11 protein-coding genes are annotated in these 13152 nt (G+C 68.6%); 6 read left to right on the top strand and 5 right to left on the bottom strand.

The features are described 5' to 3' along the window. Positions 1 to 45 precede the first annotated feature (45 nt). Positions 46 to 1953 carry a PAS domain S-box protein gene (locus IM543_17150; protein ID QOY93280.1) on the top strand — a complete coding sequence of 636 codons (1908 nt, stop codon included), beginning with the start codon at positions 46 to 48 and terminating at the stop codon, positions 1951 to 1953. Between the two features lie 18 nt (positions 1954 to 1971). On the opposite strand, the gene IM543_17145 is transcribed toward IM543_17150, so the two are convergent. Beyond that, positions 1972 to 3183: a hypothetical protein gene (locus IM543_17145; GenBank protein ID QOY93279.1), complete on the bottom strand. Its 1212-nt coding sequence runs from the start codon at positions 3181 to 3183 to the stop codon at positions 1972 to 1974. 204 nt (positions 3184 to 3387) lie between these two features. Continuing rightward, positions 3388 to 4551 (bottom strand): prolyl oligopeptidase family serine peptidase, encoded by a 1164-nt coding sequence (locus IM543_17140; GenBank protein ID QOY96729.1) that lies wholly within the window; start codon positions 4549 to 4551, stop codon positions 3388 to 3390. A gap of 315 nt (positions 4552 to 4866) precedes the next feature. Here IM543_17140 and IM543_17135 point away from each other — a divergent pair, with 315 nt between their 5' ends. From IM543_17135 to IM543_17115, 5 genes are all read left to right on the top strand, one after another. Next, on the top strand, positions 4867 to 6537 hold the full coding sequence (locus tag IM543_17135; GenBank protein ID QOY93278.1) for an MFS transporter: 1671 nt from the start codon (positions 4867 to 4869) through the stop codon (positions 6535 to 6537). A gap of 1 nt (position 6538) precedes the next feature. Next, positions 6539 to 7624: an HlyD family secretion protein gene (locus IM543_17130; GenBank protein ID QOY93277.1), complete on the top strand. Its 1086-nt coding sequence runs from the start codon at positions 6539 to 6541 to the stop codon at positions 7622 to 7624. Between the two features lie 17 nt (positions 7625 to 7641). Beyond that, entirely contained in the window at positions 7642 to 9042 is a 1401-nt protein-coding gene (locus IM543_17125) for an efflux transporter outer membrane subunit (protein ID QOY93276.1), read from the top strand. 8 nt (positions 9043 to 9050) lie between these two features. After that, positions 9051 to 9668, top strand: coding sequence for a DTW domain-containing protein (locus IM543_17120; GenBank protein ID QOY93275.1), 618 nt, complete (start codon positions 9051 to 9053; stop codon positions 9666 to 9668). Between the two features lie 105 nt (positions 9669 to 9773). Then, entirely contained in the window at positions 9774 to 10907 is a 1134-nt protein-coding gene (locus IM543_17115) for a PA0069 family radical SAM protein (protein QOY96728.1), read from the top strand. A gap of 32 nt (positions 10908 to 10939) precedes the next feature. Here the strand turns inward: IM543_17115 and IM543_17110 are convergent, their stop codons facing one another. From IM543_17110 to IM543_17100, 3 genes are all read right to left on the bottom strand, one after another. After that, entirely contained in the window at positions 10940 to 11413 is a 474-nt protein-coding gene (locus tag IM543_17110) for a hypothetical protein (protein QOY93274.1), read from the bottom strand. A gap of 107 nt (positions 11414 to 11520) precedes the next feature. Continuing rightward, positions 11521 to 12093 (bottom strand): gamma-glutamylcyclotransferase, encoded by a 573-nt coding sequence (locus IM543_17105; protein ID QOY93273.1) that lies wholly within the window; start codon positions 12091 to 12093, stop codon positions 11521 to 11523. A gap of 98 nt (positions 12094 to 12191) precedes the next feature. Beyond that, entirely contained in the window at positions 12192 to 13103 is a 912-nt protein-coding gene (locus IM543_17100) for a LysR family transcriptional regulator (protein QOY93272.1), read from the bottom strand. Positions 13104 to 13152: the final 49 nt, after the last annotated feature.

Raw genomic sequence — 13152 nt, 5'->3', positions numbered from 1 at the left:
TATGATAGGATATTTGTTGCACCAGTTATGGAAGCGTCTCGGCTCATGAACACGCAAGACCACGACAAGCCACCCTTGACCGACGAGCAGCGGTTCCAGTACCTCATCGCCGGCATCAGCGACTACGCCATCTACATGCTCGATCCGTCGGGCCACATCGCCAGCTGGAATGCCGGCGCCCAGCGTTTCAAGGGGTACCGGCCGCACGAGATCCTGCGCGAGCACTTCTCGCGCTTCTACACACCCGAAGACCGCGGCAGCGGGTTGCCGGCGCGGGCGCTGGCGCAAGCCCTCGAACAGGGAAAATACGAGGCCGAAGGCTGGCGCGTGCGCAAGGACGGCACCCGCTTCTGGGCCCACGTGGTGATCGATCCGATCTACGACGAGCACCGCAACCTGCTGGGCTATGCCAAGATCACCCGCGACGTCACCCAGAAAAAGCTGGCCGAGGACGCGCTGCGCGACAGCGAGCAGCGCTTCCGGCTGCTGGTGCAGGGCGTCACCGATTACGCGATCTACATGCTGTCCCCGGAAGGCACGGTGACCAACTGGAACGTCGGCGCCGAGCGCATCAAGGGTTATTCGTTCGCCGAGATCATCGGCAGCCACTTCTCGCGCTTCTACACCGACGAAGACCGCGACGGCGGCCTGCCGGCGCGCGCGCTGGGGACGGCCGCCCGCGAAGGGCGCTACGAAGCCGAGGGCTGGCGTGTGCGCAAGGACGGCACCCGCTTCTGGGCGCACGTCATCATCGACGCGGTCCATGACGACGAAGGCAGCCTGCTGGGCTTTGCCAAGATCACGCGCGACCTCACCGAAAAGAAGCAGGCCCAGGAAGCGCTCGAGCAGGCGCAGCTGGCCTTGTTCCAGTCGCAGAAGATGGAGTCGATCGGCCAGCTCACCGGCGGCGTCGCACACGACTTCAACAACCTGCTGTCGGTGCTGGCCAGCGGCCTCGAGGTGCTGAGCATGAGCCGCCAGGGCGGCAGCGACGTCAAGACGCTCGACAGCATGCGGCGCGCGATCGACCGCGGCGCCACGCTCACCCAGCAGCTGCTGGCCTTCGCCCGCCAGCAGCCGCTGCAGCCCGAGACGCGCAGCATCAACCGACTGATCTCGGGCTTCGAGTCGGTGCTGCGGCGCGCCGGGCACAGCGGCATCGAGTTCGAATTCAGGCTCGACCCGCAGGCCGGCAGTGCGGTGGTCGATGCCGCCCGCTTCGAATCGGCCCTGCTCAACCTGGTGGTGAACGCGCGCGACGCCATGCCGGACGGCGGCAGGCTGACGATCGACACCGCGGCGGTGGCGCTGCGGCAAGGCGAAGTGGCGGAGCTGGCGCCGGGGCCTTACGTATGCACATCGGTGACCGATACCGGCACCGGCATGACGCCGGACACGGTGCAGCGCGCCTTCGAACCCTTCTACACCACCAAGGAAACCGGCAAGGGCACCGGCCTGGGCCTGTCGCAGGTATATGGATTCATCAAGCAGTCGGGCGGCGAGGTGCTCATCCGGAGCAAGCTGGGCGAGGGCACCACGATCGCGATCTACCTGCCGGCAACGGCCACGCAAGACCGCGAGGCTTCGCACGGCGATTCCGAGACGGTGCTGATCGTCGAGGACGAGCCGGACTTGCTCGACGTGGCCTCGGCGCTGTTCCAGAGCATGGGCTACGACGTCACCACCGCCGCCAGCGGCCAGGAAGCCATGAGCGTGCTGGCCAGCCGCGACGTCGACATCCTGTTCACCGACATCGTCATGCCGCACGGCGTCAACGGCATCGAGCTGGCCGAATACACGCGCGAGAACTACCCGGGCGTCAAGGTGATGCTGGCTTCGGGGTATCCGCAGCCGGCGCTCAAGCTGGACCAGTACCGGCTGGGGGACTTCACCTTCGTGAGCAAGCCGTATCGCCTGTCGGACCTGGCGCGGGGGCTGCGCACCGTGCTTTGAGCGCTGCCGCGGCGCGTGCTAGAGGCCGAAAATGATGTCGCTGATCCGCTCGTACACCGGATTCGCCGACGGCCCCGGATTCGGCCAGTTCAGGATGTCGAAGTGGTCGTAGCCGCGGTAAGTCCCCAGGTAGTTCCATGTTCCCTTGACCGGTTTGCCGTCGTAGTCGCGTACCGGATGCCCGCTTGGTGCGCGCATGCTGGTCGTGTTCACCACCCCGTCGTTGGCGAACCACTCGCGGTCGATGCGCACCCGCCCCGGGGCCTGCTGGGTGTAGCCGCCCATTCCGTGCTGCAGGGCCGAGGGCACGATCCATTCGCCCGCCATGCCCTTGAAGGCGGGGATCATGTCGCGCCGCGGGTACTGGTTGGCGACCGTCTGGATCGGGGCGATCGCGCGGTCGGTCCCGTTGCAGCACCAGCTGCCGGCCTCGGTCGCCATCGTCCCCACCGAGTAGTAATAGATGTGTGGCGAGGTGCGCGCCCAGGCATTGAACGCGCGCGCGCCGTCCGGCGACATCTCCCAGTTGGCCCAGCGGTGCCTGAGCAGCTCGGTTGCCCATTGAAGCAGCGGCGTTTGCAGCGGCGGCGCCACGTTCAGCACCGCGTCGGCGAAGGTGGTGCCGTTGTGCGGCGTCGAGATCGTCGTCACGCTGCGCACCCAGCCCAGCTTGCCCCCCTTGAACAGCGTGTGCCCGCCTTCGTCGTCGGGCGAGCCGTGTTCCAGTAGCTCGACCAGGGCGCGGATGGTCGTGCCGCCCTGGCTGTGGCCGATGAAGTGGAGCGGGTGCCCGGCGTCCCAGGCCGGGTAGAGCGCGAGCGGGTAGTTCTCGGGGTTGTTCCCGGGGTCGGCGGCCCAGCACTTGCCGGCGGGCTTCTGCTGCTGGCCCGGCAGGCCATACTTGCGCACGTGGGCGGCGCCGTAGTCGACGCAACCGCCCTTGATCTGGGCGTACAGGTCGGCCGCGCGGTCCCAGTTGGAACTGACCGGCCCCACCACGGCCGCGAACACCGTATGCGGGCCGCGGTAGACCTGCATGTGCGAGGCGATGTCGCCGTAGCCACCCCAGTAGTTGAAGCCGCTGTGCTGGAAGGTGTCCGGGCCGAAGCCGAGGAAGCCGTGGACCAGGATGACGGGGTCGTTGTTGCGGTCGGCCGCCGCCGCGGCAGGCGCGGGCACGCAGGTGCACAGCGCAAGCAGCGCGAGCAGGGCGTGAGCGATGCGAAACATGCAATTCTCCGGTGAGGCGTCAGGACCATTGTCGGAGCTGCGGGCCGTGCGCGGTTTGCGCTGGGTCGGCATTCTGGCGGGTGCCGGATTTTACGCACTGAAACAGTGCGCAAGTTGCTTGACAGTAGGATGTTCGGCGCCGCCGAGCATGCGGTGACAGGGATGGGTGGAGCGCAGGTTCAGGCAGGTCTTGCCCCGCCCACCCTAGCGCAGCTGATTGGTGGCCTTGTTGGAACCGATCGAGGTGCTCGGCGCCGAGGCGTCCGGATCCGGCGCCGGCTTTGGCGCCGGCGCGAGCGAGGCGGTCATCGATGCCTTCTCGGCCTGGTCGATGTCGCCGGTCCAGACCACGTAGTCGTCCACCGAGTACAGGCGGCACGGCTCCTTGCTCTTGGCGGTGCAGGTGCTTAGTGCGCGGCCATCCGGGTCTTCGCCTTCCTCGGCCCACGTCCAGGCGCCGCTCGGCGACACCGCGAAGGCGCGCGGGGTCATCTTGCCCAGGTATTCCTGGTAGGCGCGGCGGCCGTTCTCGGACAGGAAGGGCACGGCCTTGACGTCGTCGACCTGCGCGTAATCGGTACGCGCCGGGCTCGGCGGCGGCGGCACGTCGTGGATCACCTCGGTCGGCATGCCGACCTGCGCCAGGAAGCGCATGGTGTCGTCCAGCCATACCTTTTCGCCGTCGCGGCTGGCCAGCATGCCGTGCGAATCGCGCTTGAAGGCGGGGAACTCGACCAGGCGGCCGCGCCCGCCCGAGCCCGCGAAGGCCGCATGCATGCGCTGCGCCAGTTCCGGCCCGAACAGGGAGTCGTTCTCGCCATACATCCACAGGGTCGGCAGCCTGGATTTCCCGCCGTATTCCGTGAAGGCGGCCACCAGCGCCGAGCGCCAGGCGCAGCGGTCGCTGTCGTCGCGCAGGCCGCCGGCGAAGTTGAGCAGGCCGCGCACGCCCGGCAGCTCCCTGGTGCCGAGCGCGATGGTCGCCAGGCCCCCGTAGGACTGGCCGGCGACCACGATGCGGCCCGCATCGACCCATTTCTGCTGGCGCGCGTAGGCGAGGGTGGCGGCGATGTCGTCCGCCTGGGCGTAGCCGTTGGCGGTCATGTCGCAGCCGTAGTCGCGGTAGCGGCCGGTCGAGTTGGCGAAGCCCTGGCGCATCGGCACCATCACCGCGTAGCCGCGTTTCACGAAGGCGGTGGCCATGTGATAGAAGCGGTCGCGCGGCTGCAGGTTCGGGCGGCCCGGATCCTTGCCGTGGTTGATGATGATGAGCGGGAAGGGGCCCGGGCCGTTCGGCTGGAACACCGTGGTCTCGAGCATGGCGCGGCCCTGCGGACCGGCAGGTACCTGCTCGATATGCTCGTTCATGCGATGATCAAGTTGCAACTCCTGCTGCACGGCGATCCCGGGGATCATGGCGGCAGCCGCGAGGAGGGCGGCAAGCAGGTTGCGAAGCGTAAAGCGTGGGACCATGTTGACTCTGTTTCGGCTACGGTGAAGCAAATACGGAACACTTTCCGCATGGCATGAGTTGATTCTAGGTACGTAGAAAACGCAGATCAATACTCGTTGTGGCAACTCTGGAGGTAAATTTTTTCGGCGTGCCAAAGTGTCTACGGTTCGACGCGGTTTTTCCTGAGCGGTTATCATGCAAACCTGGCAAGAGAGGTGAGGGATGATCGGATGAGCAAGTACGCGCCGCGCGAATGGGCGCCCGACGAGAAGCCGATGCTGCCGGGCTCGCCGTCCACGCCCGCCCATCCGACTCCGCTGCGTTTCGCCTATCTCTTCGTCGGCATCCTGATCACCATCACCGGCGGCCTGGGCAATGCTTTGGTGGCCGTCAACCTGGTCAACCTGCAGGGCGTGTTGGGCGTCTATTCCACCGAAACCGCCTGGCTGCCGGCCGCCTACGTGATGGCCAACGCCTCGATGAACCTGCTGCTGGTGAAGTTCCGCCAGCAGTTCGGGCTGCGCCTGTTTACCGAAATCTTCCTGGTGCTGTACGCCCTGGTGACCTTTGCCCACCTGTTCGTCAACGACCTCGGCTCGGCGATCGCGGTGCGCGCCGCCCATGGCATGCTGGCGGCGGCGGTGTCGCCGCTCGGCCTGTACTACGTGCTGCAGGCCTTCAAGAAGGCGTGGCGCCTGCGCGGGGTGGCGCTGGCCATGGGCTGTGCCCAGCTGGCGCTGCCGCTGGCCTACATTTTTTCGAACGACCTGCTCCAGATCGCCGAGTGGCGCGGCCTGTACATGTTCGAACTCGGGCTGGCCGTGGTCTCGCTCGGCGCGGTGCTGCTGCTCAAGCTGCCGCCGGGCGACCGCTTCAAGGCCTTCCGCCCGATGGATTTCGTCACCTTTTCCCTGTTCGCGCCCGGCATGGCGCTGCTGTGCGCGGTGCTGAGCTTCGGACGGGTGCTGTGGTGGTTCGAGACGCCCTGGATCGGCGTGGCGCTGGCCGCCTCGATCGTGCTGCTGGCGGCCGCCATCTGCGTCGAGCACAACCGCGCCAACCCGCTGCTGAACCTGCGCTTCTTCACCAGCGCGAACATCGCGCGCCTGGCGCTGTCGATGGTGCTGGTGCGCATCGTGCTGTCCGAACAGAGCGTGGGCGCGGTCGGCTTCCTGCGCATGGTGGGGCTGGACAACGACCAGCTGCAGACCCTGTACGCCATCGTGCTGTGCGCGACCATCGCCGGCGTGGTCGTCTCGGCGCTGACGGTCAACGTCAACCACCTGATGGCGCCGCAAGTGATCTCGCTGCTGCTCATGGCGCTGGGCGCCTGGCTCGACGCCCACGCCACCAACCAGACCCGCCCCGAGCAGATGTACCTGAGCCAGAGCCTGCTCGCGTTCGGCGGCACGCTGTTTCTGGGGCCGCTGGTGATTTCGCTGATCGGCACCGTGATCGCCAATCCCGCCAACCTGATCAGCTTCTCGGTGCTGTTCGGCCTGACCCAGAACCTGGGCGGCCTGCTCGGTTCGGCCATCGTCGGCAGCTTCCAGGTTTTGCGGGAAAAATACCATTCCTCGATCATCGTCGAGCACTTGAGCAGCCTCGATCCGCTGGTGGCCAGCCGCATCCAGGCCGGCGCCGCCGCGGTGGGGCAGGTGCTGGCCGACCCGGCCGCGCGTACCCGCCAGGGCGTCGCCTCGCTGGCCGCCAGCGCCACCCGCGAGGCCAACATCCTGGCCTATAACGACGTCTTTCTCGTCCTTTCCGCACTCGCCGCCGCCAGCGCCGCATGGATCTTCCTGCACGCGCTATGGCTGCACTATTTCCCCGCCTTGAAACCGGTGCCCGCAGCGCCGCCGCCCGGGGCGCCGCCGCCACCCGAACCCGTGACCGACTGACATGCCAGAACCATCCACGAGACCTGCCAACAAACGTTCGCGCCGCATCCTGCTGAGCGCACTGGCCTTCGGCGCCATCGCCCTGGCCGGGGTGCTGCTGGTGCTCTACGCCTGGAAGCTGCCGCCCTTCCGCAGCGCGCTGCAGAGCACCGAGAACGCGCGGGTGGCCGGGCAGGTGACCATCATCAGTCCCCAGTTGAGCGGCTATGTGGCGCAAGTGCTGGTGCAGGATTTCCAGACCGTGCGCGAGGGCGAGCTGTTGCTGCGCATCGACGACCGTATTCCGATCCAGCGCCTGGCGCAGGCGCGCGCCGAACTGGCCACGCGCCGCGCCGCGCTCGAGAACGACGCGCAGAGCAAGCGCAGCGCCCAGGCCGCGATCGAGCAGAGCCGGGCGACCCTGGCCGCGGGCGAAGCGCAGGCGCGGCGCGCCGAGGCCGACCTGCGGCGGGTGGAGCAACTGGCGGCCGACGGTTCGCTGTCGGCGCGCGAACGCGACGCCGCGCGCGCCGCCCGTGCGCAGGCGGCGGCCGCGCGCGACCAGGCCAGGGCGGCTCTCGAGATCGCGCGCCAGAACCAGCGCTCGGTGGGCGTGAACCGCACCGCGCTGGAGGCCGCGGTGGCCAACGCCGAAGCGCAGCTCAGGCTGGCCGAGATCGCGCTGTCGAACACCCGGATCGTGGCGCCGCGCGACGGCCAGCTGGGGCAGGTGACGGTGCGCCAGGGCGCATTCGTCAATGCCGGCGCCCAGCTCACGGCCCTGGTGCCGGACGCGCTGTGGGTGATCGCCAACCTGAAGGAAACGCAGATGGCGAACGTGCGCCTGGGCCAGCCGGTGCGCTTCACGGTGGACGCCCTGGGCGACGCGGGCTTGCGCGGCCGCGTGGAACGGATCGCGCCGGCGACCGGCTCCGAATTCTCGGTGATCACGCCCGACAATGCGACCGGCAACTTCGTCAAGATCGCCCAGCGCATCCCGGTGCGGATCAGCATCGACCCGAACCAGCCGCTGGCGCGGCGCCTGCGGCCCGGCATGTCGGTGGTGGCGACCATCGACACCGCCGCCGCGGACAGGGAAGTGCGATGAGGCGCGCTGCGTATCCGATGGCACCGCTATTTGCCGCCCGGTTTGCCGCGCCGTGTGCAGCGCTGCTGCTGGCCGGCTGCGCGAGCGTGCCCCGGCCGGCGCCGCAGCCGGCCCCGGCGCCGACGCTGCAGGTGCCGCAGGCCTGGCGCACGCCGTCGGCGTTCGACGCGGCAGTGGCGCGCGACTGGTGGCAGGCCCTCGGCGATCCGCAGCTCGGCGCCCTGGTGCAACGTGCGCTGGCCAATAACGGCGACCTGCGCATCGCCCGCGCGCGCCTGCAGGAATACCGGGCGCGGGTGCGGGTCGCGGCCAGCGCCGCCGTCCCCGCGCTGAACCTGTCCTTCGGGCCGACCCGCGCACGCGCCATCGGTCCGTTCGGCCAGCCGGTCGAGGTGACCTCCGTGGCCGGCGCGGTGCAGGCGGCCTATGAGCTCGACCTGTTCGGGCGCCTGGCCGACACCACGCGGGCCGCGCGCTTCGAGGCCCTGTCGCAGGAAGCCGCGCTGGACGCGGCGGCGCTGTCGGTGGCGGCAAGCACCGCTTCCGGCTACCTCAACCTGCTGGGGCTGGACGCCCAGCTGGCGCTGGCGCGGGCGACCCTGGCTTCGCGCGAGCGTTCCTTCGCGCTGGCGCGCCACCAGTTCGAGGTCGGCTACAGCTCGCGCCTGGAAATGTCGCAGGCCGAGGCCGAGCTGCGCGCCACGGCCGGCGTGGTGCCCCAGCTGGAACGCGCGATCGCCCAGCAGGAACAGGCGCTGGCTTTGCTGGCCGGGGCCAGCCCGGGCCTGGTCGCGCGCGGCGTGCCGCTGCTGGACGTGCGCGTGCCGGCGCCCGCTCCCGGCCTGCCGTCCGAACTGCTGCGGCGCCGGCCCGACATCGCCCAGGCCGAGCGCGCGCTGGCGGCAGCCGACGCCAGCCTGGCGGCGGCGCGCGACCAGTTGCTGCCATCGATCCGCCTGAGCGCGTCGCTCGGTGCGCAGGGCGCCAGCCTGGGCCGCCTGCTGCAATCGCCCGTCGCGCTGTGGAGCATCGGCGGCAGCGTGCTGGCGCCCCTGTTCGACGGCGGCCGCCTGCGCGCCCAGGCCGAGATCGCGGGGACGGTGCGTGACCGCGCCCTGTTCGCCTACGAGAACGTGGTGCGCGGCGCCTTTGCCGAAACCGACAACGCGCTGGCCGCCATCGAGGGCCTGCGGCGCCAGCTGCTGGAGGCCGAGGCGCGCCGCACGGCCGCGCTCGAAGTGCTGCGCGTGGCGCACAACCGCTACGCCAATGGCTACGCGTCCTACCTGGAAGAGCTGGACGCCCAGCGCAATGCCTTCAGCGCCGAGAACACCGTCTTGCAGCTGCGCGCCAGCCTGCTGGCGGCGCACGTCGACCTGTACCGCGCGCTGGGCGGCGGCTGGGGGATTGTGCAATGAGCCGCGCCATGAGCGAGGCCACCGTGAAGCGCGCGCGCTGCGCCACCTGCCTGCGCGCCCGGTCGGCCTGCATCTGCCGCTGGATCACGCGCGTCGAACCGCGCGCGGCGCTGCTGGTGCTGCAGCATCCGCTGGAGGTGAACAACGCCAAGAACAGCGCGCGCCTGCTGCACCTGAGCGTGGCCGGCAGTGTGGTGGCGGTGGGCGAAGGCTTCGATGGCGCGGAACTGGGAGCGCTGCTGCATGCGGATGGCCGGGTGCCGGTGCTGCTGTACCCGGACACGCCGGGCGACGCCGGCCTGCCGGCGCCGCCGGCCTGGACGCCGCTCGAGGCCGGGCGCCTGCGCCTGGTCGTGCTGGACGCCACCTGGCGCAAGAGCCGCAAGATGCTGTACCTGAACCCGCTTCTTCAGCGCTTGCCGCGGCTGGCATTGCAGGACGTGGCGCCGTCGAACTACCGGATTCGCAAGGCGCATGCGCCGCACCAGCTGTCTTCGCTGGAAGCGGCGGCGCTGGCGCTGGCGCAGCTGGAAGGCGAGGGGGCGAGCTTCCAGTCGCTGCTGGACGCCTTCGAAGGCTTCGTGGGGCAGCAGGCCGCTTACCTGCCTGCGTCGGGCGGGACTTGAAATCGAGCCGGGCAAGGCGTACCATGCTGTATAAATGCACAGTATGGAGTCAAGGTGTCCGACCGCCCTCAAGCAAGCCAGCGCCAGCCCGTGGACGAGCAGCCCATGCTCGGCCCGCGTCCGCTCGCGGCAAGGAAGGGGCGCGGCGCGGTGTCGAACCTGCAGGGCCGATACGAAGTCAATGGCCGCGAAGCGTTCGATGACGGCTGGGAGCGCGACGAAGACGCGGCATCCGCTGTCAAGACCGTCGTCAGCGACGAGGTGGCCAAGAGCATCCTCACCCGCAATACCTCGCCCGACATCCCGTTCAATGTCTCGCTGAATCCCTACCGCGGCTGCGAGCACGGCTGCATCTATTGTTTCGCCCGGCCCACGCACAGCTACCTCGGTCTGTCGCCGGGGCTCGACTTCGAAAGCCGCCTGTTCGCCAAGGTGAACGCGGCCGAGCTGCTGCGGCGCGAGCTGGCCAGGCCGGGCTATGTGCCCGAGCACATCGCCATCGGCGTCAATACCGACGCCTACCAACCTTGCGAGCGTGAGTGGCGCCTGACGCGCGCGGTGCTCGAGGTGCTGCACGAGTGCCGGCATCCGGTCGGGCTCATCACCAAGTCGTCGCTGATCGAGCGCGACATCGACCTGATCGCCCCGATGGCGGCGCAGCGCCAGGCTTGCGCCGCGATCACCCTGACCACGCTCGACCCGGCCATTTCACGCACGCTGGAACCGCGTGCGGCCGCGCCGGCACGCCGCCTGCGCACCATTCGCACGCTCACCGACGCCGGCATTCCGGTCAGCGTGAGCGTCGCACCCATCATTCCTTTTGTCACCGAGCCGGAGATCGAACGCATCCTGGAAGCGGCGCACGATGCCGGCGCCATCGGCGCGCACTACACGGTGCTGCGGCTGCCCTGGGAGGTCAACCCGCTGTTCCAGGAATGGCTGCAGGCGCATTTCCCCGACCGGGCCCAACGCGTCATGAACCGCATTCGCGACCTGCGCGGCGGCAAGGACTACGACAGCGATTTCAGCCAGCGCATGCACGGCGAGGGTGTGTGGGCCGACCTGATCCGCCAGCGTTTTTCGAAAGCCGTAGACCGGCTGGGAATGGGGGAGTATCGCGGGCGCTTCGGCATGCTGGACGGCGCGCGGTTTCGCAAGCCGCTCACCGTGCCGGCGCGTGCGGCGCCCCCTGCCGGCAATGCCGGTGGCAAGACGGCGGGGCAGCTGGACCTGTTCTAAGAACAGGCTTGCGCCGGCCCGGCCTGCGTGGATTACTGCTTCTTCTGTATCTTGTTGTGGACGTCGTTCAGCATCATCAATGCCGCCGTGCCATACAGCTGGTGGTAGTCGGCCACCATCTCGCCGCTGATGATGACCGGATCGGTCTCCACCCAGGTCCTGGCTTGCGCGATGTCGGGCGTGGCCATGACGAAGATGCCGCGCCGGCCTTCCTTGCCGTCCAGCGGGCCGGCAAGGACCAGCTTCTTGTCGGCCGCGAGCCTGTCCATGTTGGCGAAGTGGCCCTCGAAGATCTTGGCGCGCTCGGCCTTGTCTTCGATCTTTTTCGTTCCGGTCTTTAGGATCACCAGCACGTAGCCACGCATGCCGCGCTCGTCGGCGCCGAGCGATTTTGCCAGCTCGGCGTCGTACTGGATCGCCGGCTCGGCGGCTTTCGTTTGCGCCGCGGCAGGCTGCAGCGCGGACAGCAGGGCAACACACCATACCGCCAGCATCTTTTTGGACATTCCCGTTCTCCTTATGGCGCGCTCGGCGCTTGTGATGGTTCGATGATTCTAGCTCACTTGCGCCGGCCTGGAACCGGGCATCGGGCCGACAGCCGCGCGGTGTTTGCTCACGCCTCCGGCAGCAGGCTGCGCAGGTGCGCCTCGATCGCGTGCACGTGCTCGTCGTGCTTGCCCAGCGCGCGCAGCGCCTCGGCCAGCGCCAGCAGGTATTCGCTGTTGGGGCCGCTCGGGCCGCGCGCGGTGGCGATCTGGCGCGCGATGTCCTGTTCGCTGGCCGGGCCGAGGAAGGCGGCGTTGTCGTGCGTGGCAATGTAGACGATGCCTTCCGCGACGCTGCCGTCCTCGAATGTCATGTCGGTGGCCAGGCGCAGGTAGCCGTTCTTCTCGCGGTGGTCGAGGTGGGCGAATTCCTCGGGCGTGACCAGGTAGGCCATGCCGTGGCAGCTGGCGCCCTCGAGCGGCGCCAGGGTCGCCACCCGTCCCGGCGCGCTTTCGGTGCCGCGGTGGTCGTGCGAACCCTGCCAGAAGCGGCGGCTCCAGCCGGCGATGGAGGCGGGGCGGCGCTCGAGGAAGGGGAAGTCGGCCTTCCAGATCAGGGAACCGTAGCCGAACAGCCAGACGCTGTCATGGCTGTCGAAGCGGTTCATCAGGCGGTTGATTTCGACGGTATTGAGAGACATGGTGCAGTATTGTAGGGTGCGCGGCTGCGCCGTGCACGCGTCCAAGCAATGGCAGCTCTGTCGCAAGCTTGAACGCGCGGCCGGCAGAGCCGACCGCGCTACGCCTGCGCTTGCCTCGTGAATTCGTCGAGGAAGCCGATGAAACTCTCCGCCGCCGGCGACAGCGAGCGCCCGGGGCGCGTGTAGAGGAAGAAGCGGCGCGTCAGCACCGGCTCCGCCAAGGGGCGCATTTCCAGGCCGTAGAGCGTGGCCAGCGGCGCCGCGTAGGGCAGGCAGACCGTGATCCCGAGTCCGGCGGCGGCCATCGCCAGCGCGGTGGTCATGAAGGTCACTTCATTGGCGGGCTTGACCGGCACCTCGCGCAAGGGTTCGTGCAATGAGGCATGCACCTCGTCCAGCAGGCGCTCGGTGAACTGGCCCTGCAGCGAGATCAGCGGGTAGCGCGCCACGTCTTTCCAGCGCACCTGCGCCGCACCTGCGAGTTCGTGCCCCTTCGGGAACACCACCGCGAAGGGCATCTCGAACAGCAGCTTTGCATCGAGCGGCGGCGCCGGCGCGCGTTCCGGGCCGATGCCGAAGTCGGCTTCGCCCGACAACACCCGCGCGATCACGCTTTCCACCGCGCTGTCGCCCAGGTGGACCTCGATGTCGGGGTGCAAGGCGCGGTAGGCGGCCATGGCCTGCGGCATCAGGGTGCAGGACAGCAACTGGGGCGCGGCGATCCGGACGATCCCTTTCTTGAGGCGGGTATGGTCGGCGACATTGGCCAGTGCGCCGTCCAGGTCCTCGATCATCTGGCTGAACAGCGGATACAGTTCCTTGCCGATGTCGGTGAGCAGGGCGCGGCGCGTGCTGCGGTCCACCACCTTGGCGCCCAGGGTCTGCTCGAGCTCCTTGATCAAACCCGAGAGCGCCGATTGCGTCACGTGCATGCTTTGGGCGGCGAGCGTAAAGTTACCCGTCCTGGCCAGGGCCACGAACGCGCGCATCTGGCGCAAGGTCGGATTCATCGGTGAATTTATGAAAGGATTTATAAGATAAGCTGATAAATCGGGTGAA

This window comes from Massilia sp. UMI-21 (assembly GCA_015277795.1).
Classification (GTDB): Bacteria; Pseudomonadota; Gammaproteobacteria; order Burkholderiales; family Burkholderiaceae_D; genus Telluria.
Note: the sequence above shows the minus strand (reverse complement) of the source record. Positions and strands in the feature narration are given on the sequence as shown.